Source organism: Archangium lipolyticum (assembly GCF_024623785.1).
Taxonomy (GTDB): domain Bacteria; phylum Myxococcota; class Myxococcia; order Myxococcales; family Myxococcaceae; genus Archangium; species Archangium lipolyticum.
Genome location: NZ_JANKBZ010000022.1, coordinates 22,776 through 44,962 on the forward strand (window position 1 = coordinate 22,776; position 22,187 = coordinate 44,962).

Here is a 22,187-nt window from a genome sequence, read left to right on the forward strand (position 1 = left end):
GCTCACCGGGAAGGTGAACGAGGGCAAAGAAAAAGCCCAGCAACCCCTTGAGATTGCTGAGCTTCTGAATGTGGAGGCGGCGGGAATCGAACCCGCCGCGTGGATGCTCCGGGGACTAGCGCGTCAGCTCGTAGAAGAAGTCGTTGATCTCCACGGTCTTCCCGGCGGCCTTCGCCTGCTCGAACACCCATGAGCCCACCGCCAGGTCCAACACCCCCAGACCGAAGGGCGAGAAGAGGATGGTGCGCGAGCGGTCCACCTTGCACTCGCCCTTGATGAGCTGGGCCAGCGTGCCGGTGACGAAGTCACGTCCCCCGCTGAGCTTCTCCGCCAGATGGGGCGAGGTGTTCGCCTTCATCACGTGCTCCACGTCATCCACGATGTTGTAGCTCTGGAGGACGATCTCCGGCGACACGTCGCGCAGCGAGATGTTGAGCACGATGGGATGGTGGGACAGCAGGCTCGCGTCGGTGATGTAGGGCGTGGGCACCGTGGTGGCCAGCAGCACCATGTCGCTGGAGCGCAGCGCGGTGGCCAGATCCGGCGCCACGTGCACGCGACGGTGCCGCGCCTTGTCGCACACCTTGTCCGCGAAGCGCTCGGCCTCGCCAGGCGTGGTGTCGTACAGCCACACCTCCTCCACCTCCCAGTTCATCTTCAGGAAGAAGTCGTAGATGTAGCGGGCGATGAGGCCGTTGCCGACGATGGCCAGCGAGCGCGTGCGCCGCTGCCCTCCATTGAGCCACTGCGCCGCCAGCACCGCCGAGCCCGCCGTACGCGCCGCCGAGATGATGGAGCTTTCCAGGCAGGCGAAGGGGTAGCCCGTCTCGTAGTCATTGAGCAGCAGCGCGGCGGAGGCCCGGGGGAAGCCTTTCTTCACGTTCGCCGGGAAGCTGGAGATCCACTTCAGCCCCGCCACGTCGTAGTCGCCGCCCAGGTAGGCCGGGAGGGCGATGATGCGGGCGTCCGGCTTGTCGGGGAAGCGCAGGAAGTAGCTGTCCGGGTTGACGCTCTTGCGCTCGCCATGAAGCAGATAGGCACGCTCCACCTGCTGGACACAGCCGGCGATGTCGCCATGGATGAGTTCGTGGATGACCTTGCCGGGGACGATGGCGAATTCGAAGGACATGGAGTGGCTCCTGGGAGGGGCGCCATCTTATTCCCGCCTTCACTCGAAGTACGGTGTCTTTCGAAAAAGACAACGGCCCGGTCCCGCCGAGGAGGAGGGAGCCGGGCCGGGTCCTGGGCGCGAGGCCCTGGGGACTACTTCTTGGCCGTCCAGTCGTAGCCGTGGATCTCGGTCTCGCGGAAGAAGTACGCGATCTCGATCTTGGCGTTCTCGAGGCTGTCCGAGCCGTGCACCGTGTTCTGGTCGATGCTGGTGGCGAAGTCGCGGCGGATGGTGCCAGGAGCGGCGTTGGCCGGGTTGGTGGCGCCCATGATGTCGCGGTTGGCCAGGACGGCGTTCTCACCCTCCAGCACCATGAGCACCACGGGGCCGGAGATCATGAAGTTGACCAGGTCCTTGAAGAAGGGGCGCGCCTTGTGGACGGCGTAGAACCCCTCGGCCTGGGCCTGGGAGAGCTGCTGCAGGCGGATGGCGACCGGCTTGAGACCCTTCTCCTCGAAGCGGGAGATGATCTTGCCGATGACGCCCTTCTGCAGCCCGTCGGGCTTGATGATGGACAGCGTACGCTCGATGGCCATTGTGGTGGTCCTCGGTGTGTCGTGTGAAAGGTGGGACTAGCGGTTCTTCTTGGGGACGCCGCGCTTGACGGCCTCCTGCAGCGTGGTGCCGAGCTCGGCGGGGCTGGCGGCCATGACGATGCCAGCGGCCTCCATCGCCTTGATCTTCTCCGAGGCCGTGCCCTTGCCACCGGAGATGATGGCGCCGGCGTGGCCCATGCGCTTGCCCGGGGGCGCCGACTGGCCGGCGATGAAGCCGGCGATGGGCTTGGTGAACTCGCGCGCCACGTACTCGGCGCCGCGCTCCTCGGCGTCGCCGCCGATCTCGCCGATCATGATGACGGCATCCGTCTCGGGGTCGGCGTTGAACAGCTTCAGCACGTCCACGAAGTCCGTGCCGTTGACCGGATCACCACCGATGCCCACCGCGGTGGACTGGCCCAGGCCCAGCTGGGTGAGCTGGAACACGGCCTCGTAGGTGAGCGTACCGGAGCGCGACACCACGCCGATGCGGCCCGGCTTGTGGATGTGGCCCGGCATGATGCCGATCTTGCACCTGGCGCCCGGGGTGATGACGCCGGGGCAGTTGGGGCCGATCAGGCGCACGCCGGGCTTGCCCTGCAGGTAGCGCTTGGCCTTGACCATGTCGTTGACGGGGATGCCCTCGGTGATGGCGATGATGAGGGAGATGCCCGCGTCAGCGGCCTCCATGATGGAGTCGGCGGCGAAGGGGGGCGGAACGAAGACGACCGAGGTGTTGGCGCCGGTCTGCTTCACCGCGTCGGCCACCGAGTTGAAGACGGGGACCTTGCCCTCGAAGTCGGTGCCACCCTTGCCCGGCGTGACGCCCGCGACCAGCTTCGTGCCGTACTCCAGCATCTGCTTGGAGTGGAACGAGCCCGCCGAGCCGGTGATGCCCTGGCAGAGGACCTTCGTGTTCTCGTTGACGAGGATGCTCATGGCTTGAACCTTTCTCTGCCTGGACTACTTCAACGCCGCGACGGCCTTCTCGGCGGCCTGGCGGAGGTTGTCGGCGGGGGTGATGGCGAGGCCGGAGTTGCGCAGCAGCTCCTTGCCCTTCTCCACGTTGGTGCCCTCGAGCCGCACCACGAGCGGAACCTTGAGCTGCACTTCCTTCGCCGCGGCGATGATGCCCTCGGCGATGACGTCGCACTTCATGATGCCGCCGAAGATGTTGACGAGCACCGCCTTCACGGCCGGGTCGGCGAGGATCAGCTTGAAGGCCGCCGTCACCTTCTCCTTGCTCGCGCCACCGCCCACGTCCAGGAAGTTGGCCGGCGCACCGCCCACCAGCTTGATGGTGTCCATGGTGGCCATGGCCAGACCGGCGCCGTTCACCATGCACCCGATGTTGCCCTCGAGCGCGATGTAGGCCAGGTCCCACTCCTTGGCCTGGGTCTCGCGAGGCTCCTCCTCGGCCACGTCGCGGTACTCGATGAGCTCCTTGTGCCGGTAGAGGGCGTTCTCGTCGAAGTTCACCTTCGCGTCGAGCGCCACCACGCCGCCGTCCTTGAGGATGACGAGCGGGTTGATCTCCACCAGGGAGGAGTCCGTCTCCACGTACATGCGGTAGAGCGCGGAGCAGAACTGGACGAACTTGTTCACCGTGGGGCCGGTGAGGCCCAGGCCGAAGGCCAGCTTGCGGCCCTGGAAGTCCTGGAAGCCCACCGCCGGGTCCACCGCCTCGCGGAGGATCTTCTCGGGGCTGTGGGCGGCCACTTCCTCGATCTCCACGCCGCCCTCACGGGAGGCCATGAAGGTGATGCGCGAGGTGGCACGATCCAGCGTCACACCGAGGTACAGCTCCTGACCGATGGCCAGACCCTCCTCGATGTAGACCTTGTGGACCGTCTGGCCCTCGGGCCCGGTCTGGATCGTCTTGAGCTTCATGCCGAGCATCTGCTTGGCGAGCTCCTTGGCCTCGGCGGGGCTCTTGGCGAGCTTCACGCCGCCACCCTTGCCGCGGCCACCCGCGTGGATCTGGGCCTTCACGACGACCACGGGGGTCGCCAGCTGCTTGGCGGCCGCCTCGGCCTCGTTGGGCGAGAGCGCGAGGATGCCCCTCGGCGTGGGGACGCCATACTTCCGGAAGAGTTCCTTGCCCTGGTACTCGTGGATCTTCATCGAAGCTCCGGGTGACGCGGGTGACGCGAGACTGGCACCCGGGAGCAAATCCCCGGGGCGGGACGACGCGGCTGCCTCTCTCGCGCAGAATGGCCCGCTTGGCAAGGCCCTATTGTCAAGGGCGAAACCCGCGGACCGGTAAAGAACCGGGGCCCCGGCCCGGCGAGGAACGGCCGGACACAGGGCCCCGAGCAACAGCGGTGAAACGAACACTCCCCTGCCCTGCTAGGCAGGTCCGCCCGCGGACTTCTTCTCGTCCTCCTGGTCGAAGAAGATGTCCTTGATGACCTGCTTGGTCACCTCGCGGTTCATCACCGCGATGGACGTGGTCAGGGGGATCTCCTTCGGGCACACCTTGACGCAGTTCTGCGCCTTGCCGCAGTCCTGGATGCCGCCCGGACCCATGAGACCCCGGACGCGCTCCTCGGCGTTCATCTTGCCGGTGGGGTTCATGTTGAAGAGGCGGGCCTGGCTGATGGCGGCGGCGCCGAGGAAGTCGTTGTCGATCGTCACCTGGGGGCACGCCTCGAGGCAGCTGCCGCACGTGATGCACGTGGACAGCTTGTACATCACCGTCTGATCACCCGGGGACTGACGGGGACCGGGGCCGAGGTTGTGCGTGCCGTCGATGTTGATCCACGCCTTCACGCGCTTGAGCGCGTCGAACATGCGGCTGCGATCCACCGCGAGGTCGCGCGTGACCGGGAACTTCTTCATCGGCTCCAGGGTGATGATGGGCTCCCCGTTGCCGATGATGCGGTCGATCAGCGCCGAGCAGGCCATGCGGACCCGCCCGTTGATGTTCATGGCGCAGCTGCCGCAGACCTCCTCGAGGCAGGCGGCGTCCCAGATGACCGGAGGAACATTGCGGCCGTCCGTGGTGACCGGGTTGCGCTGGATCTCCATGAGGCAGGAGACGACGTTGGCGCCCGGACGATACGGGACGCGGAACTCGTCGTAGCGGCCCGCCTTGTCCGGGCCGTCCTGGCGCCAGATGCGGAAGGTGACGTGCTTGGTGTTGGTGCTGACAGGCGCCTGCGCGGTCGCGTTGTCCATGTCTTTCCCTCCTCAGGCGTACCAGCGCGGCTCGGGGTCGAGCACGGGCGTGGGGATGTCCTCGTAGCTGATCTGCGGGCCCTCCACCGCGTACTTCGCGATGGTCGTCTTGGCCCACTTCTCATGGCGCTTCTTCCACAGCTCCATCCACTGGGGATCCTCGCGAGGATCCTTCGACTTGGGCTCGGGCAGCGAGAACTCCGGCTTGTAGTGGGCGCCGCGGCTCTCGTCGCGCAGCAGCGCGCTCTTGGCGATGACCTCGGCCAGCTCGAACATGTTCCACAGCTGGTTGGCGTAGGAGATGCTGCGGTTGCCCACGCTGCCGGTGTCCAGCGCGTTGAGGTTCTTCCAGCGATCCTTGAAGTCGCGGATGCGCTCGAGCGTCTTCTTGAGCCGGTCGTTGTAGCGGACGACGGTGCAGTTCTCCGTCATCAGGTCGCCCAGCTCCTTGGTGAGCCCGTACGCGTTCTCCTTGCCGTCCATCTTCTTGATGGTGGCGAAGCGCTCCTCCCAGAACTTCTTCGACTCGGCGAAGTACTTCTGGTTGTCCGCGTCGGTGGCGCTCTTCGCGTTGTTCTTGGCGAAGGCCGCCATGGCCGGGCCGCCGATCATGCCGCCGTAGATGCAGGACAGCAGCGAGTTGGCGCCCAGGCGGTTCGCGCCGTGGTAGGCGTAGTCCGCCTCGCCCGTGGCGTACAGGCCGGGGATGTTGGTGGACTGGTTGATGGGGCTGCCGGCGAGCGGCTCGTTGTTGGGGCCCGCCTCGAAGCGCACGTACAGGCCGCCCATCGAGTAGTGCATGCCCGGGAAGATCTTCATGGGCACGTAGCGCGGATCATCCCCCACGAACTTCTCGTAGATCTCCATCACGCCGCCCAGCTTGGCGGTGAGGACGTGGGCCGGGATGTGCGTGACGTCCAGGTACACGGCGTCGCCGCCGCCGAGGCCCAGGCCCATCTCGCGGCACACGGTGAAGATCTCACGCGTGGCCACGTCGCGCGGCACGAGGTTCTTGTACTTGGGGTACTTCTCCTCGAGGAAGTAGAAGCGCTCGCTCTCGGGGATGTTCTTCGGGTCGCGCGTGTCGCCCTTCTTGCGCGGCACCCAGACGCGGCCGCCCTCGCCACGCACCGACTCGCTCATCAGGCGCAGCTTGTCCTCACCCGGGATGGAGGTGGGGTGCACCTGGATGAACTCGCCGTTGGCGTAGATGGCGCCCTCCATGAAGGCGCGGCCGGCGGCGGTACCGGTGTTGATGATGGAGTTGGTGGAGCGCCCGAAGACGATGCCCGGGCCACCGGTGGCCAGGCACACCGCCTCGGCCGGGAAGGTGCGGATCTCATTGGTGCGCAGATCCATGGCCACGCTGCCGATGACGCGGCCCGTGCCGTCCTTCACCGTGCCGAGCCACTCCCAGTACTCGTACTTGGTGACGCGGCCCTCGGCCTCCCAGCGGCGCACCTGCTCGTCCAGCGCGTACAGCAGCTGCTGGCCCGTGGTGGCGCCCGCGAAGGCCGTCCGGTGGTGCAACGTGCCGCCGAAGCGCCGGAAGTCCAGCAGACCCTCCGCCGTGCGGTTGAAGGTCACGCCCATGCGGTCGAGCAGGTAGATGATGCCCGGGGCCGCGTAGCACATGCCGCGAACGGAGATCTGCTCGGCCAGGAAGTCGCCGCCTCGCAGCGTGTCCTTGACGTGGATCTCCGGGGAGTCGCCCTCACCCTTCGTATTCACCGCGCCGTTGATACCGCCCTGGGCGCAGACCGAGTGGGAACGCTTCACCGGCACGAGCGACAGGATGTCGACCTGGTGGCCCGCCTCGGCAAGCTTGATGGTGGTCATCAGCCCGGCGAGTCCGCCGCCCACCACCGTGAACCGCGCTGCTGCTGCCATGCTGCGTCTCCTTGGTGACCGGAGGGCCGGGGGACCCTTGGGCTGGGACGGCGCGCCGCTCAGACCTCCGGTGCGATACCTCTGGCTAGTTAACTGGTGAATTCAGCGAGCCGCAAAGATTACCGGAGTGGAGGGATAAGCCCACTCCATCTCCGGCATCAGCCCCGCTCAGCCCGGCCCCCGCGATGGCTCGCGCCACGCGGGACCGGGCCGGCTCGCGGCGGGAGGGACTACAGCTTCACTTCGCCGACGGTCTTCTTCACCGACTCGAAGGACTTGTTGAGCTCGGCCTTCTCGGCGTCGTTGAGCTGCACCTCGACGATCTTCTCCACGCCGCCCGCGCCGATCTGCGTGGGGACGCCGAAGAAGTAGCCGTTGATGCCGTACTGCCCCTCGAGCAGGGCGGCGGCCGGCAGCACGCGCTTGCGGTCGAGCAGGTAGCTCTCGGCCATGGCGATGGAGCTGGAGGCGGGGGCGAAGTAGGCGCTGCCCGTCTTGTAGAGGTTCACCAGCTCGGCGCCGCCCTTGCGGGTGCGGTCGATGATGGCGTCCAGCTTCTCCTTGGCGATGAGCTGGGTGAGGGGCACGCCGCCCACGGTGCTGTGACGCACGAGCGGAACCATGTCGTCACCGTGGCCGCCGAGCACCAGGGCCTCGACGTCGCGGATGGAACAGCCGAGCGCCTCGGCGATGAAGCACTTGAAGCGGCTGGTGTCGAGCACGCCCGCCATGCCGACGACCATGTTCTTGGGCAGGCCAGAGATCTTCTGGAGCGCGAACACCATGGCGTCCAGGGGGTTGGCCACGTTGATGACGAAGGCGTTGGGGCAGTGCTGCTTGATGTTGGCAGCCACGTCCCGCATGATCTTCAGGTTGACCTCGAGCAGGTCCTCGCGGCTCATGCCCGGCTTGCGGGGCACGCCGGCCGTGATGATGACCACGTCCGAGCCGGCCACGTCCTTCCAGTCGGTGGAGCCGGTGACGCGGCAGTCGTAGCCGTCCACGGCGGACAGCTGGTTGATGTCCAGCGCCTTGCCCTTGACCATGCCCTCGGCCGCGGGGATGTCGTAGAGGACGACGTCACCGAGCTGCTTCTGCACCGCGAGCAGGGCCAGGTTGCCGCCGATCTGACCGCCGCCGATGAGACCGATCTTCTTCTTGGTGTGAGCCATGTGGATTGTCTCCCCTGACGACTACATGTTCTTGATGATGGCCTGGCCGAACTCCGAGCACTTCACCTCGGTCACGTTGCCCTGGCCCTCCTGGCGCATCAGGCGGGCGAAGTCGTAGGTGACCGTCTTGTTGGCGATGGCCTTGTCCATGCCCGAGATGATGAGGTCCGCGGCCTCGTGCCAGCCCATGTGGCGCAGCATCATCTCGCCCGAGAGGATGACCGAGCCCGGGTTCACCTTGTCCAGGTCCGCGTACTTGGGCGCGGTGCCGTGGGTGGCCTCGAAGACGGCGTGGCCGGTGACGTAGTTGATGTTGCCGCCCGGCGCGATGCCGATGCCGCCCACCTGCGCGGCCAGCGCGTCGGAGAGGTAGTCACCGTTGAGGTTGAGCGTGGCGATGACGTCGAACTCGTCCGGACGCGTCAGCACCTGCTGCAGGGTGATGTCCGCGATGGAGTCCTTGATGATGATCTTCCCGGCGGAGACCGCGGCCTTCTGCTCGGCGTTGGCGGCGTCCTCGCTCTTGGCGGCCTTGGTGGCCTCCCACTGATCCCAGGTGTAGACCTTGTCACCGAACTCGCGGGCGGCCAGCTCGTAGCCCCACTTGCGGAAGGCGCCCTCGGTGAACTTCATGATGTTGCCCTTGTGGACGATCGTCACGCTCTTGCGCTTGTGCGCGATGGCGTACTCGATCGCGGCACGCACGAGCCGCTCGGTGCCCTCCTTCGACACGGGCTTCACGCCGATGCCCACGTTCTCCGGAAAGCGGATCTTGCCGAAGTCCTTGGGGAACTCCTTCTTGAGGTACTCGAGCACCTTGGCGGCCTGGGCGCTGCCCGCCTCGAACTCGATACCGGCGTAGATGTCCTCGGTGTTCTCCCGGAAGATGGTCATGTCGACCTTCTCGGGGGTCTTCACCGGGCTGGGCACGCCCTTGAAGTAGCGGACGGGACGCAGGCAGACGTACAGGTCCAGCATCTGGCGCAGCGCCACGTTGAGCGAGCGGATGCCACCGCCCACGGGCGTGGTCAGCGGGCCCTTGATGCCCACCAGGTACTCGCGGAAGGCGGTGACCGTCTCGTCGGGCAGCCAGTTGTTGACCGTCTTGAAGGCCTTCTCGCCGGCCAGCACCTCGAACCAGGCGATCTTCTTCTTGCCCTTGTACGCCTTCTCCACCGCCGCATCGAAGACGGCCTGGGAGGCGCGCCAGATGTCGCGGCCGGTGCCGTCACCCTCGATGTACGGGACGATGGGGTTGTCCGGAACGAACAGCTTGCCGTTCTTCAGGGTGATCTTCTCGCCGCTCGGAGGCGCCATGGACGAAGCTCCTGACTGGAATCTTGAAAGAGAGTGTGACCTTGTGGGCGGCGGATGCTTTGCAACACTGGCCCCTCGCGTCAAGGACGTTCGGCAGCTCTCCGAGCGTCCTGACTTATCGGAGCCAATCCCCAGGGTCAGCGCCCCTGCTGGCGACGCTCCACATCCCACCAGCCGAAGCGCATCGTCCGCTGCTCGGTGAGCTGCACCCACCCCGGGGCGTGGGCGTAGCCGCGGGGGAGCAGACCCGCGTCCAGGAGCACCCGGGCCGTCTCCTCGAAGGACCAGAAGTACAGCGTCACCTCCGTGTCCGCCGTCTGGACCCGCCGCCGGGCCTCCTCGTGCCCCTCCAGCCCCGGGCGGCGCTCCAGCACCGTGAAGAGCAGCCGCCCGCCCGGATTCAAGACCGCGGAGACGTGGCGCAGCGTCCGGCCCAGGTCATCACAGAAGTCGAGGCACCCCACCGCCAGCGCCACGTCGAAGCGGCCGAGCTCCTCGGGGAGCGGGTCGCGGTAGCTGTGCACCCGGTACTCGCCCGAGGGCCGGCCGCTCCGCGCCCGTTCGATCATCTCGGGTGAGAGATCCACCCCCACGACCTCCACGGACGGGGCGAGCTCCCGCGTGAGCTGTCCCGGGCCGCACCCCACGTCCAACACCCGGCAGCCAGGGGCCACCACCTCCCCGAGGAACCGCTCCACCCTCCCCTCGTACCGGTGCAGCGAGGGGAAGAACGCCTCGTAGATGCCGGCGATCTCCCCGTACACCCGCCGCACGCCCTGCTCTTCCGCTTCGTCCATGACGGCGGGCACTCTACCCGCCGCCGAGCGCCAGCAGCTCGGACACCGTCACGAACCGGTACCCCTGCGCCCGCAGCCGCCCCAGGACGATGTCCACGGCCTTCACCGTCCCCGGCTTCTCCTGTCCTCCATCGTGGAACAGGATGATGGAGCCCGGCCTCACCGCCTCCATCACCCGAGACGTCAGCAGCTCCACGTCCTGCTCCGCGTCGTCCCTGGGCACCACGTCGAAGGTGATGTGCTTGCGACCGCTCCGGGACAGCAGCCAGGGCAGCACCACCAGCTTCTTGCCGTTCGGCGCCCGGAAGAGGAGCTCCCCCTCCACCCCCAACCCCCGCAGCAGCGCGTCCGTCCTGTCGAGCTCCTCCCTCACATAGGACGGCGATTTGAAGATCAGCCGGCGGTGCGAATACGAGTGGTTGCCCAGCTGGTGCCCCTCGGCCAGCACCCTCGCCGCCAGCTCCCGGTGACGCTCGATGTTGCGGCCCACCATGAAGAAGCTGGCCCTCACCCCGTGCCGTTTCAGGATGTCGAGGATGGCCTCCGTCTGACCCGGCCTCGGCCCGTCATCGAACGTCAGCGCCACCACCTTCTCGGAGGTCTCCACCCGGGCGTGCAGCTCGCCGAAGAGCTGGAACGTCCATGACCTCGAGAGCTGCCACAGCCCCACCAGCAGCCCCAGCACCACCAGCGGCGTCCCGACCGCCCAACGCACCCAGCGCTTCCTGTCCATCCCCGGACCTCACTGCAGGGGCCGATCCGTCCAGAAGCCACCTCCGGGCCCTCTTTTCGTGGCGGAACGGACGCGTTGTGCGTGGGCACGGAGACACTCCGTGGCCCTCCGCCCTCGATTCGGGGGCTCAAACCCCTGGGTCAAACCCACCAGATGAGTCACAATCGACACCTTGCCGGGAAATACCCCTCGAAAAGTCGCCCAAGGTAGACAAGAGACGCACAAAACAGGCCATTTTTCCAGGGTCTCCACACAAAAATGACTAGTTTTGATCTTCTTCTTTTTGACCTACGCGGAAAAATCCGCTAGAACTACTCATGTCGACGCGAAACAGGGTGTCCGCACGAACCCGCCCCCGCGCCGATGTCCTTCGCGGACTTCACATCCCCCCATGTGGCGGTGTCGGAAACGACCCAGCAGGAGACGGAGCCATGAAGCAGGTCATGAAGCGGATCGAAGAGAACAAGCGGGCCCTGGCGGCAACGGAGCTGATGACGTTCATCCAGAACCGCGACATCGACGCCCGCAAGCGGTTCAGCTTCGTGCCCTGCATGGCTCCGTTCGTCATGGGCTTTTCGGACGTCAACAAGTACGCCCTCCGGGATGACGGCTCGGACGATCCCGTCCAGCAGATGATCAACGTCCACAGCCGCGAGGACGATCACCACTGGGGCATGTACCTCAAGGATCTGCGGACGCTGGAGCTGAACTCCAGCATGGATCTCAATGGCGCTCTGCGGTTGCTCTGGGGGGAGGACCGCAAGAAGACCCGCCAGACGATCTACGGATTGATGGGGCTCATCGAGGACACCAACCCGCGCGTGCGCATGGCGATCGTGGAGGCCATCGAGGCCACGGGAGACGTGGCGTTCACCCGGTTCAGCGAGCTGGCGCTCGAGTACGAGAAGGCGACGGGCGAGGAGCTCGCCTACTTCGGCAAGCTCCACAAGGATCTGGAGAGCGGCCACGCCATGGGCACCGAGGACGTCGAGGCGAAGCTCGCGGACATCGCGCTGACGGAGGAGGAGGAGAAGAAGGCGCTCACCCTGGTGGACGCGGTCTTCGAGCTCTTCACCGACATGTTCGCGGAGTGGATGGCCTACGCCCAGAGCAGCACGAAGGCGCGGACCACCAACAAGGTCCAGGTCGCCGTGACGGTGAAGACGCAGAAGGCCCTCTCCGCCTAGGGCCTGGAGCGTTACCGCCAGGAGATGTTGTAGGTGCAGCTCTCGGCCCCGCGCGAGCGGCATCCGTTGGGCGAGTGCACCACCGTGGCGGAGGTCTCGAAGCGCTGCGCCATCGCGGTCAGGATGCCCTCGTCGAAGGCGCACGGATACGGCCCGTCGCACCGGCTGACGATGAGCTTCTTGGTCGGCATGCGCTCGTAGCCGTAGTGACCGATGCCCTCACGCATCTCCCCGGTCTGGGGCGAGAACAGGGCCTGGCCCTTGATGCCGTGATTCATGTGGTAGGCGACGTCGATCGACCGGATGCCCGAGTCGATGTCCACCACGGAAGGGGGGAACACGGCGTTCTTGGGAATGGACATCCCCGCCTGCTTCAGCGTGTAGACACCGAACTCCTTGCCGATGCGCTCGAAGGCCCGCAGGAACTGGTTGAGCGAATACCAGCGATTCTTCTCGAAGGTGACCATCCCGTCCTTGCCTTCGGTCCCCAGACGCTCATCCAGGAGGATCCGGCTCGCGAGCAGGGTGAAGGCCGCGAAGCCATCCTTGATGCACTCCAGGTTGCTGCCCAGCACGTCAATGTTCTTGAGATTCTCTTGGTTCCACATGGTCGAGGAGGGTCCTACTCGGGGGGAGAGAAAGGGAGGGAATTCCAGCACATCGTAGTGAAGACACCAAACGCGCGGCCACGTCCGCGGATGCCGTGTCTGATACCTCTAGTTGGGTCGCGTGGGTTTGGAGGAAGGAGCCGCTGTTTCGCTCGAATGCTCGGCCAGGGTGGACTCGTCCGTCACCGGGGACTCGAAACAGGTGGCCACCATGTGGCCCGAGTCATCCGTGGCGGCACTGCGCACCACCACCATGGACGTCGGGGGCACCTGCATGTCCGGGATGCTCACCTCGATGACATCTCCCGCCTGCACCCGCAGGTGGGTCCTCAGCAGGCAGCCGCCCACGGAGGCATTGATGACCTCCGCTTCCACCTCCTCGGAGCCGAACCGGAGAAGGGCGCGCAGCCGCAAGGGGTAGCGCCGGAAGCGGCGCCGCTCCTGTTCGGAGGACATGCATTCTCCTGGGACGAGGGGCAATCCTGGCATCCTAGCCCATTCCCACCGCGTGACGTCCAGCCAGGGGGGCCCACTCACTCGAACTCGAGCGCTCGCTGGAAATCCGCGGGGTTGGTCGCCGCGCTCTGCGCCGTCTCCAGGGAGATGACGCCCTGGCGGTAGAGCTGGCTCAGGTGCTGATCGAAGGACTGCATGCCGAACATGTCCCGGCCCTTCTCGATGACGTCCTTGAGCTCGCTCGTCCGGTCCTCGCGGATGTACTGCTCCACCGACTTGGTCTGGACCATGATCTCCAGCGCCACCGTGCGCCCCTTGCCGTCCGCCTTCGGCAGCAGCCGCTGCGAGACGGTGGCGCGCAGGCTGTCGGCCAGGCGCATGCGCACCATCGCCTGCTCCTCGGCCGGGAACACCGACACCAGGCGGTTGATGGTCCTCGAGGCGTCCGTCGTGTGCACCGTGGACAGCACCAGGTGGCCCGTCTCCGACGCCTTGAGCGCGATGTCGATCGTCTCCGTGTCGCGCATCTCGCCCACCAGGATGACGTCCGGGTCCTGACGCAGCGCGGCGCGCAGCGCGATGGCGAAGTTCTCCGTGTCCGGGCCGATCTCCCGCTGGGAGATGGAGGACTTGATGTTCTTGTAGATGAACTCGACCGGGTCCTCGATGGTGAGGATGTGCAGGTTCTCGGAGCGGTTGATGTGGTCGATCATCGCCGCGAGCGTCGAGCTCTTGCCCGAGCCCGTGGCCCCCGTCACCAGCACCAGGCCGCGATCATTGCCGGCGATCGTCTTGAGCACCTGCGGCAGCCCCAGCCCGTCGATGGTGGGGATCTCGTCCGGGATGATGCGCAGGATGCAGGCCAGCGTGCCCCGCTGCCGGTAGATGTTCACCCGGAACCGCGCCACCCCCGGCAGGCCATAGGAGGTGTCGTACTCCTGCAGGCTGTCGATCTGGGTCTTCGTCAGCGGATCCTGAACGATGTGGAGCGCCACCTGCCGGGTGTGGTCCGGATGCAGCTTCTCCATCTTCAGTGGCCGCAGCACCCCGTTGACCCGATAGATGGGGGGATCGCCGGGCCGGAAGTGGATGTCCGAGGCGCCATTCTGCACGCCGACCGTGAGCAGCTTGTTGAGCGTTGCCTGATCCAGGGGGATGACCTCTCTCGCCGGTGGCGGATTCTAGGCGAAAGCCCCCCACCCGGGCCAAGAACCTGCCAGGGCGCCCTACCCGCCCTCCCCCTCGGACCCTTCCCCGGGTTTCACCGTTCCGTCACACTGGCCGCCGCTGGTACGCGTTAGTGGATCGGGATAGGAGCCTCCCCACCAGCCAGGCTCGGTCGAGGAGAGATTCACCCTGTTCCAAGTCAAGGTCGACAGGTCTCGGGCAGTCGTGGAAGTCACCCTGGAAGGGAGCATCCGCCCGGACGAGATGCGGCAGTTCGTCGAGCAGTCCGTGGAAGCCATCCGCGACCTCGCGGCCCAGGGGCGGGTCGTGAAATCCCTCGCGGACCTGCGCCAGTTCCGCGCCGCCTCGCTCGAGGCGACGGAGATCCTCCGCCAGGGCCAGCAGGCCGCCATGCAGGCGGGCATGAAGCGCATCGCCGAGCTCGTCGGCAGTGAGCTCGCCTCGCTCCAGCTCAACCGTGTCGCGCGCGCCAGCGGCATGGACCGCATCCTCCGCCGCTTCGACAACGAGCAGGCCGCCCGGCAATGGCTCGAGAGCGAAGACGCGCTCGACAGGGTCTGAGTCAGGCCGACAGCGCCCGCTCGCGCAGCACCGTCCGCTCCAGCTTGCCCATGGCGTTGCGGGGCAAGGTCTCGATGGCCAGGAAGCGGGCCGGCACCTTGAAGCCCGCGAGGGACTCCCGGCACCACGCCCCCAGGTCCTCCGGCAGTGAGGCCCCGCCGCGCATCGCCACGAAGGCCACGGGAATCTCGCCCCAGCGCGCGTCCGGGACTCCCACCACCGCCGCCTCCTGCACCGCCGGGTGCGAGGCAAGGACCGCCTCCAGCTCCGCCGGATAGATGTTCTCCCCGCCCCGGACGATCAGGTCCGTCCGCCTCGACAGCACCGTGAGGCGCCCCCGCTCGTCCAGCATCCCCATGTCCTTCGTCCTCAGCCACCCGTCCCTCAGCGCCTCGCGCGTGGCCTCCGGCCGGTTCAGGTAGCCCGCCATCACCGTCGGACCGCGGACCTCGATGTCCCCTTCCCTCCCCGGACCCAGGACCTCGCCCTCGGGGCTCACGATGCGGACCTCCATCCCCGGCAGCGGCCGGCCCGCCGTACGCCCGTCCGATTCGTCCGGGTGCTCCGTCGTCACCTGCGAGCAGGCCTCCGTAAGGCCGTACGTCTGGAGCGCCAGGATCCCCGCCGCCCGCGCTCGCGCCAGCAGCGGCGCCGGTACAGGCCCTCCGCCGATCAGCGCCAGCCGGAACGTGGCCGGCACCGGCCGGTCCTTCCGCGCGTCCAGCACGCGCTCCAGTGTCGTCGCCACGAAGCTCGCGTGGGTGACGCCCTCCTCGTCGATGGCCCGGTTCGTGTCCTCCGCCTCGAAGCGCTCCCGCAGGACGAGGCATCCCCCGTCGTATGCCGTGCGCGTCAGCATCGCCAGGCCCCCCACGTGGAAGAGCGGCAGCGTCCCCAGCCAGCGCGGCCCCGGGTACGCCCCCAGGTTCCCCTCCGAGCCCCTCGCCGAGGCCCGGAAGTTCCCCTCCGTCAGGATCGCCCCCTTCGGCCGGCCCGTCGTCCCCGAGGTGAAGAGGATGACCCGCGGTGTCTTCGTCCCGAGGGGCAGGTCGTCGGGTGAGGCGGAGTGTGCCGTGTCGGCGAAGGACTCCAGCGGCTCCGCCCCCGGAAGGCGCTCCGCGAGCGCACCGAGCGCCAGTGTGAGCCTCGGGGCCACGTCCTCGACCAGAGGCTGGAGCTCCGCCCGGGTGAGCCTCGCGTTGAGCGGCGCCAGCACCCCGCCCAGTCTCCCGAGTGCGAAGAAGAGGTGTGCCACCGCCGCGTGGTTCGTCGCCAGCAGTGCCACCCGCTCCCCTGCTTTCACGCCTCGTGACTGGAGCGCGGATACCCACCGGCCTATCCCCGCGTCCAGCTCTCGATACGTCCACCGTTCTCCCGCGAAGGTGAGCGCCAGCGCCTCTGGATGCCGCTCGGCACCCGCTCGGATGGGACACGTCCACTTCATCCGCTCACCCCCAGGCCCGGCTTCCTCGGAAGGGTGATGCGGCCTCGCACCGGACGGAATGGGTGGTTCTCTGGCTCGTTCTTGAAGAGGTGCCCCACCCCGAGCCCCGACGCGTACCTCCCCGACGGCAGCGCCGCCGCCACGTGGGCCGCTCCCGCTCGGGCGATCACCCCGTCCAGTGAGCTCGTCACGTATGCGTCCATGCCTCTTCTCGCTGCCTCTCGTGCCACCGCGAGCGTCGGTAACAGGCCCCCCAACACCATCGGCTTGAGCACCAGGATTCCCACCGTTCGCGGGTGGGTCAGGAGCTTCTGGAGGAGCTCCGGGAACGCCAGCGACTCGTCCGCCGCCAGCGGGCACGGGGCGCGCTCGCACAGCCGGAACAGTGCATCGGGATCTTCCGCCGCCACCGGCTGCTCGCACAGCTCGAGCCCGTAGCCGCTCAGGGACTCCAGCGCTAGCAGCGCCTCCGGTTCCTTCCAGCCTCCGTTCGCGTCCACTCGCAGTCGGATGTCTGGACCGACCGCTTCGCGTACCGCGGACAGTCTCGCCGCGTCTTCATCCAGCGGGCGACCCGCTACCTTCACCTTCAGCGTCGTGTAGCCCTCCGCCACCGCTCGTCTCGCTTCCTCCGCGAGCGCTTCCGCTCCCTGCGCCCCAAGCAGCGCGTTGACCTGCACCTCTCCTCGCGCCTCGGCGCTCAGCAGGTGGCTCAGCGGGATTCCCTCGCGCTGGGATTGGAGATCCAGGAGCGCTTGCTCGATTGCGTGTCTGGCCGCGGGGGTGTTCGCGTGTAGACCCTCACCCCAACCCTCTCCCAGAGGGAGAGGGGGCATACACGGGTTCAATCCACGGCTCAGGTTCGACAGGTACTGCTCCAGGGCTTGTTCGCACTCGATTGCTGATTCCGTGCCGAACTCCCTCAACGGCATCGCCTCGCCTTGACCGACACGCCCCTCCTCGTCCCTCAGGCTCACCACGAAGCCTTCTCGCGCTTCGTACGTGCCTCTCGCCGTCTTCAGCGGGTGCACCATCTCCAGCTTCAACCGCTGGATGGATGCCTCCGTGATGCGCATCGGCTCACCTCAGCAGCAGGCCCACCGAGAACAGCACCCCGAACACCAGTTGCAGTCTCGCCGTCCCTCCCAGCGCCGGGTTCAATGCCGCCCCCTTCTCCCCCATCACCAGCTTCAACGGCGCCACCGCCACCGGCACGCTCAGCAGCGCCAGCAACACCCACGGGCTCGCCAGCCCCAGGGCCCACATCGCCACCGGCGTCGCGTAGGCCGCCATCAGCAGCACCACGTACTCCGCCTTGCCCGCCGTCGACCCCAACCGCACCACCAGCGTCCTCTTGCCCGCCTTCGTGTCCGTCGTCTCGTCCCGCAGGTTGTTCACCACCAGCAGCGCCGTACCGATCGCCCCCACCGGAATCGCCGCCCACCACGCCGCCGGGCTCACCGTCAGCGCCTGCACGTAGAACGTCCCCGGCACCGCCACCAACCCGAAGAACACGAAGACGAACACGTCTCCCAATCCGTTGTACGCCAGCGGGAACGGGCCTCCCGTGTACGCGTACCCCGCGAGCACCGACGCCAGCCCGATCGCCACGATCGGCCACCCTCCCACCACCACCAGGTAGATGCCCGTCACCACCGCCAGCCCGAAGCACAGCAGCGCACTCGCCAGCACCGTCCCCGGCGCGATCAGCCCGCTCTGCGTCACCCGCTTCGGCCCCAGCCGCTCCTCCGTGTCCGCCCCCTTCTTGAAGTCGTAATAGTCGTTCGTCAGGTTCGTGCCGATCTGGATCAGCATCGCGCCCACCAGCGCCGCCAATGCCGGCAGCCAGCGGCCCACGCCCAGTCCGTACGCCAGCGCCGTCCCCACCATCACCGGCACCAGCGCCGCCGTCAGCGTCTTCGGCCGCGCCGCCATCAACCACGTCTTCAAGGTGGGGCGAGGTGCCTCCACCACGGGTGCAATCGCGTTCATGGGATGACTCGTTCCCGGGAGCTAGCCCTGGCCCCCGGCCGCGCTCTTGTCCGGCGCGGCATTCTCGAACTGCGGCGCTTCGTACCAGGGAGTCCGCAGGAAGGACACCACCTCGCTGGCGTACTCCTCCGGCGCCTCCAGATGCGGAGCATGGCTGCTCCCCTCGAACGTGCGCCTCCACACCACCGGCAGCTCCGCCGCCATCCGCCGAGCGATCTGCGTGAACTTCTCGTCCAACGCCCCCGTCAGCAGCAGCGTCGGCAGCCGCTGGCGCTGCAGCTCCGGCCAGTAGTCCGGCTGCACGCCCAGACCCAGGCACTCCAGCGCCCCCACCAGCCCCTCCACCGTGCACGCGCGCCGCCGGGACCGCAGCACCTCCTGCTGCTCGGCGGGCAGGTTGCGCAGCCCCGCGAAGATCGGCTGCGACTCCCAATGCGCCACGAACGCCTCCACGCCCTTCTGCCGGATGAAGGTCGCCAGGTTCGCGTCCTTCGCCCTCCGCTCCGTCCGCTCCTGGCGCCGGTGCAACCCGGGCGAGCCGCTCTCCATGATCAGCCGCCCGAAGCGCTCGGGCTTCGTCAGCGCCGCGGCCAGCGCGAACCGCGCTCCCTGCGAATACCCCAGCAGGTTCGCCGTCGGCACCTTCAGCTCGTCCAGCACTCCGAACAACGCCTCCACCGTCTCCAGGAAGCCGTCCCGCCCCGTCCTCGAGGGCAGCGGCGTCTCTCCATGGCCCGGCAGATCCACCGCGATGGCCCGCACCTGCTCGCTCAGCAGCGGACGCAGGTGATCGAACGAGGAGCGATTCCCCGTGAATCCGTGCAGGAGGAGGAGCGGGTATTTGCCCTCTCCCCAGGTCTCGTACGCCAGCTTCAGAGCCATGGGCCTTCTCCCAGTGAGACAGCCATCCTCGCGAAGAGCTGCCGGTGCAGATCCACGTTCTTCGTGCGCTCCGCCACCTTCACCTCGATGAGGTGCAGGCCGCCCTTGAGCCCCTCGGCCACCGCCGCCCTCAGGGCCGCCGGCGAGTCCGGGCGCTTGAAGCGCGTCTGGTAGAGCGCGGCCGCGTGCGACAGGTCCACGCCATGCGGCGTGCCCCACAACGGCTCGTAGTGCTTCTGGGCCGCCTCGGCCTGCGCGATGGGAAGGAAGGAGAAGATGCCTCCCCCGTCGTTGTTCACCACCACCACCGTCAGGGGCACCCCGCTCCGCCGCGCCGTGAGCAGCCCGCCCACGTCGTGCAGGAAGGCCAGGTCGCCCGTGAGCAGCACCGTGGGACGCGCCGAGACCGCGGCCACCCCCAGTGCGCTCGAGATGATTCCATCGATGCCGTTGGCGCCCCGGTTGGCCAGCACCCGGAGCCGCCGGCCCATCGACGGCGCGAAGGCGTCCACGTCGCGGATGGGCATGCTGCTGGACACGAAGAGGTTCGCCCCGTCCGGCAGCGCCGCCACCACGTCGTGCGCGATCCGCATCTCCGTGAGCGAGGGATCCTCCGAGAACGCCGACTCCAGCGCCGCCCGCGTCCACTGCTCGGCCCACAGGAAGCTGCGCGCCCACGGGCCCAGGCCCCGCGAGAGCCCCTTGCCCAGCGCCTCGCAGGCCGCCACCGCCGAGCCCTCCACCACCCGTGACGCCCGGTGGGCCGGATCGAAGAGCCCTCCCTCGTCGCTGAAGAGCACCACCTCCGCGCCCGAGCCGTCGATCCACGCCTGCGGCCCCTTGGGCGTCAGGCCCCCGCCGAAGCGCAGCACCAGCTCCGGCCGGTGCGCCTTGGCGAAGGGCTCGTGCCGCAGCATCGCGTCATAGAGCGACACCGTGGCCGGGCCGCCGCCATAGCGCGCCTGCGAGGTGGCCTCGGCCAGCACCGGATAGCCCGTGGCCTCGGCCAGCGAGGCGATCGCCTCCGCGAAACCGTCGTTCTCGTCCCGGGGGCCGCAGACGATGACGCCGCGCTCGACGTCCGCCACCCGGGCACGCACCTGCTCCAGCACCTGGGGGTCCGGCTGGCGCGTCGGCGGAACGATGCGCGTGAGCGGCGCCCCCTTCCGCCCCTCCCGGGCCAGCGCGGAGAGGTGCTCCGCGTCGAAGTCCTCCGCCGTGGGCGCGAGCGGCTCGCGGAACTGCATGTTGAGGTGCACCGTGCCCCTCGGGGCCCGCGAGGCCTGGCTCACGGCCCGCGCCACCGTGGCGCGCAGGTGCACCAGCGCCGCGTCGCTCGCCTCCGGCAGCCCCACGTCCGCGAACAGCCGCGCGAACTCCCCGAAGAACCTCCCCTGGGGCACCGTCTGTGGCGCGCCCCACCCTTGCAGCTCCAACGGCCGGTCCGCAGTCAGCACCACCAGCGGCACCTGCGACATGGCCGCTTCGATCACCGCCGGGTAGAAGTGCGCGCCCGCCGTTCCGCTCGTGGCCACCAGCACCGCGGGCGCACGCGACTGCTTGGCCAGCCCCAGGGCGAAGAAGCCCGCGCTGCGCTCGTCGATGACGGACCAGGTCCGAAGCCCCTGGGTCCTCACACACGCGAGCGCCAGGGGAGAGGAACGCGAGCCCGGGCAGACCACCGCGTGCCGCACGCCTCCGCGAACCAGCTCCTCCAACACCGCCCGCGCCCAGAGCTGGTTCAAGTTGGCGTCAGACATGTCCTCCTCCGAGGGCCCTGAGCATGGCCAGGCTCTTCATCTCCGTCTCGCGCCATTCCGATTCGGCGCTTGAGCCCGCCACGATACCAGCACCCACGAAGAGTCGTGCCTTTGATTCCTTTACCCGCGCCGAGCGCAGCGCCACCATCTGATGCGCCCGCCCGAGTCCTACCCAGCCAACCGGTCCCGCGTACCAGCCGCGATCCAGCGCCTCGTGCTCGAGCAGGAACTCCAGTGCGTGCTCCCGCGGCGTTCCACCCACCGCTGGTGTGGGGTGCAGCGCCGCCACCAGCTCGGCCACCCCCACCCCCTCGCGCAGCTCGGCGCGGATGCCCGTGCGCAGGTGCACCACGTTCCTCAACGGGAGCAGCGCCGGCTCCGCGTCCGCCTCGACGCGCTCGGCCAGCGGCTTGAGCGCCTTGAGGATGTAGCGCACCACCGTCTCGTGCTCGCGCCGGTCCTTGTCGCTCGCCTCCAGCGAGCCGGCCTGCGCGGGCGGAGCGGAGCCCGCGAGCGCCTCCGTCTCCAACCGGCGCCCCTCCACCCGGCACAGCGTCTCCGGCGTGGCTCCCAGGAAGGCCGTCCCGTCCGGCGCCCGGAAGAGGAAGGTGGCGCAGCGCGGGTTCTGCTCGCGCAGCCGGGCCAGCACGTCCACCCGATCGAAGACGCGCTCGCCCTCCACCTCCACCGCCCGCGCCATCACCACCTTCTGGAGACCCCCGGCGTTGATCGTCTCCACCGCGCGCACCACGCGCCCCTCGAAGTCCGGCCGCGACGAAGACAGCTTCAGATTCTGGGGCCCACCGGTGGGGTGACGGTACCCGGCCGGGAAGGCCGCGCCCACCCGCGCCAGCCGCGAGCGCAACACGTCCTCGGCCCCGGGGCCCTCGTGCGCGAAGGCCGCCGCGAGCAGGCCCGTGCCCTCGCGCCACACCACCACCTCCGGCAGCGTCCACCGGCCGAAGCCGAACGGCACCCAGCCCTCGTCCCCGCCCACCGCCGAGAAGCGCATGCCGCCGAACCAGGGGCCCGGCAACGCGGACGGCGCCTCGCCCAGCCACCGCATGGAATCCGGCGCGGAGATCGCCTTCAACACCGCCTGGGCCTGCGCGGCGCTCCCGGCCTCCACCGCCGACGCCTCGCCCCACCCCGCCACCGCCTCCCGTGCGAGCGGACGCTCCCAGTACACGGAAGGCTCTCCCAACACCTCCGCACCCGCGAGCGGATCCACCGCGGCCAGGGGCATCACCCCCGCCACCCAGCGGCCTCCCTCAACGGGTCCGAGCGTCGTCATCAGCGGTCCTCATAAGAAG

At 68.1% G+C, this 22,187-nt stretch carries 21 protein-coding genes; 2 read left to right on the top strand and 19 right to left on the bottom strand.

Annotation, left to right across the window (positions count from 1 at the left end):
* Positions 1-115: 115 nt before the first annotated feature.
* The 10 genes from sbnB to NR810_RS34800 form a co-directional block, all read right to left on the bottom strand.
* Positions 116-1,129, bottom strand: coding sequence for a 2,3-diaminopropionate biosynthesis protein SbnB (gene sbnB / locus NR810_RS34755; RefSeq protein ID WP_257458803.1), 1,014 nt, complete (start codon positions 1,127-1,129; stop codon positions 116-118).
* Positions 1,130-1,263: 134 nt separating this feature from the next.
* On the bottom strand, positions 1,264-1,707 hold the full coding sequence (gene ndk / locus NR810_RS34760; RefSeq protein WP_257458804.1) for a nucleoside-diphosphate kinase: 444 nt from the start codon (positions 1,705-1,707) through the stop codon (positions 1,264-1,266).
* Between the two features lie 36 nt (positions 1,708-1,743).
* Positions 1,744-2,646, bottom strand: coding sequence for a succinate--CoA ligase subunit alpha (gene sucD, locus NR810_RS34765; RefSeq protein WP_257458805.1), 903 nt, complete (start codon positions 2,644-2,646; stop codon positions 1,744-1,746).
* Positions 2,647-2,670: 24 nt separating this feature from the next.
* Positions 2,671-3,831: an ADP-forming succinate--CoA ligase subunit beta gene (gene sucC / locus NR810_RS34770; protein ID WP_257458807.1), complete on the bottom strand. Its 1,161-nt coding sequence runs from the start codon at positions 3,829-3,831 to the stop codon at positions 2,671-2,673.
* A 225-nt stretch (positions 3,832-4,056) separates the two neighbouring features.
* On the bottom strand, positions 4,057-4,887 hold the full coding sequence (gene sdhB / locus NR810_RS34775) for a succinate dehydrogenase iron-sulfur subunit (RefSeq protein ID WP_257458808.1): 831 nt from the start codon (positions 4,885-4,887) through the stop codon (positions 4,057-4,059).
* Positions 4,888-4,899: 12 nt separating this feature from the next.
* On the bottom strand, positions 4,900-6,777 hold the full coding sequence (gene sdhA, locus NR810_RS34780) for a succinate dehydrogenase flavoprotein subunit (protein WP_257458810.1): 1,878 nt from the start codon (positions 6,775-6,777) through the stop codon (positions 4,900-4,902).
* Between the two features lie 230 nt (positions 6,778-7,007).
* Positions 7,008-7,949 carry a malate dehydrogenase gene (gene mdh, locus NR810_RS34785; protein ID WP_257458811.1) on the bottom strand — a complete coding sequence of 314 codons (942 nt, stop codon included), beginning with the start codon at positions 7,947-7,949 and terminating at the stop codon, positions 7,008-7,010.
* Between the two features lie 21 nt (positions 7,950-7,970).
* Positions 7,971-9,266 (bottom strand): NADP-dependent isocitrate dehydrogenase, encoded by a 1,296-nt coding sequence (gene icd, locus NR810_RS34790; protein WP_257458812.1) that lies wholly within the window; start codon positions 9,264-9,266, stop codon positions 7,971-7,973.
* 137 nt (positions 9,267-9,403) lie between these two features.
* Positions 9,404-10,063, bottom strand: a complete 660-nt coding sequence (locus NR810_RS34795) for a class I SAM-dependent methyltransferase (protein ID WP_257458814.1) — start codon at positions 10,061-10,063, stop codon at positions 9,404-9,406.
* 13 nt (positions 10,064-10,076) lie between these two features.
* Entirely contained in the window at positions 10,077-10,778 is a 702-nt protein-coding gene (locus NR810_RS34800; protein ID WP_257458815.1) for a polysaccharide deacetylase family protein, read from the bottom strand.
* 449 nt (positions 10,779-11,227) lie between these two features.
* On the opposite strand from NR810_RS34800, the gene NR810_RS34805 reads away from it, so the two are divergent.
* Positions 11,228-11,983, top strand: coding sequence for a hypothetical protein (locus NR810_RS34805; RefSeq protein ID WP_257458816.1), 756 nt, complete (start codon positions 11,228-11,230; stop codon positions 11,981-11,983).
* Positions 11,984-11,994: 11 nt separating this feature from the next.
* Here NR810_RS34805 and NR810_RS34810 read toward each other — a convergent pair whose 3' ends face one another.
* The 3 genes from NR810_RS34810 to NR810_RS34820 all read right to left on the bottom strand — a co-directional run bounded on the left by NR810_RS34810 (position 11,995) and on the right by NR810_RS34820 (position 14,198).
* Positions 11,995-12,591 (bottom strand): hypothetical protein, encoded by a 597-nt coding sequence (locus NR810_RS34810; RefSeq protein ID WP_257458818.1) that lies wholly within the window; start codon positions 12,589-12,591, stop codon positions 11,995-11,997.
* 108 nt (positions 12,592-12,699) lie between these two features.
* Positions 12,700-13,047: a PilZ domain-containing protein gene (locus tag NR810_RS34815; protein WP_257458819.1), complete on the bottom strand. Its 348-nt coding sequence runs from the start codon at positions 13,045-13,047 to the stop codon at positions 12,700-12,702.
* Between the two features lie 77 nt (positions 13,048-13,124).
* Positions 13,125-14,198, bottom strand: coding sequence for a type IV pilus twitching motility protein PilT (locus NR810_RS34820; protein ID WP_306818781.1), 1,074 nt, complete (start codon positions 14,196-14,198; stop codon positions 13,125-13,127).
* A gap of 241 nt (positions 14,199-14,439) precedes the next feature.
* On the opposite strand from NR810_RS34820, the gene NR810_RS34825 reads away from it, so the two are divergent.
* Positions 14,440-14,796 (top strand): STAS/SEC14 domain-containing protein, encoded by a 357-nt coding sequence (locus NR810_RS34825; RefSeq protein ID WP_257458820.1) that lies wholly within the window; start codon positions 14,440-14,442, stop codon positions 14,794-14,796.
* 1 nt (position 14,797) lies between these two features.
* Here the strand turns inward: NR810_RS34825 and menE are convergent, their stop codons facing one another.
* The 6 genes from menE to NR810_RS34855 are packed head-to-tail and all read right to left on the bottom strand — an operon-like array spanning position 14,798 to position 22,168.
* Complete coding sequence (gene menE / locus NR810_RS34830; protein WP_257458822.1) at positions 14,798-16,240, bottom strand: o-succinylbenzoate--CoA ligase; 1,443 nt, start codon at positions 16,238-16,240, stop codon at positions 14,798-14,800.
* Positions 16,237-17,316 (bottom strand): o-succinylbenzoate synthase, encoded by a 1,080-nt coding sequence (menC, locus tag NR810_RS34835; RefSeq protein WP_257458823.1) that lies wholly within the window; start codon positions 17,314-17,316, stop codon positions 16,237-16,239. The genes menE and menC overlap by 4 nt, the downstream gene beginning before the upstream one ends.
* 4 nt (positions 17,317-17,320) lie before the next feature.
* Entirely contained in the window at positions 17,321-18,232 is a 912-nt protein-coding gene (locus NR810_RS34840) for a 1,4-dihydroxy-2-naphthoate polyprenyltransferase (RefSeq protein WP_257458824.1), read from the bottom strand.
* 21 nt (positions 18,233-18,253) lie between these two features.
* Positions 18,254-19,114, bottom strand: coding sequence for a 2-succinyl-6-hydroxy-2,4-cyclohexadiene-1-carboxylate synthase (menH, locus tag NR810_RS34845; protein WP_257458825.1), 861 nt, complete (start codon positions 19,112-19,114; stop codon positions 18,254-18,256).
* Positions 19,105-20,874: a 2-succinyl-5-enolpyruvyl-6-hydroxy-3-cyclohexene-1-carboxylic-acid synthase gene (gene menD, locus NR810_RS34850; RefSeq protein WP_257458827.1), complete on the bottom strand. Its 1,770-nt coding sequence runs from the start codon at positions 20,872-20,874 to the stop codon at positions 19,105-19,107. The genes menH and menD overlap by 10 nt, the downstream gene beginning before the upstream one ends.
* Positions 20,867-22,168 (bottom strand): isochorismate synthase, encoded by a 1,302-nt coding sequence (locus NR810_RS34855; RefSeq protein ID WP_257458828.1) that lies wholly within the window; start codon positions 22,166-22,168, stop codon positions 20,867-20,869. Before NR810_RS34855 ends, menD begins: the two co-directional genes overlap by 8 nt.
* Between the last annotated feature and the right edge of the window lie 19 nt (positions 22,169-22,187).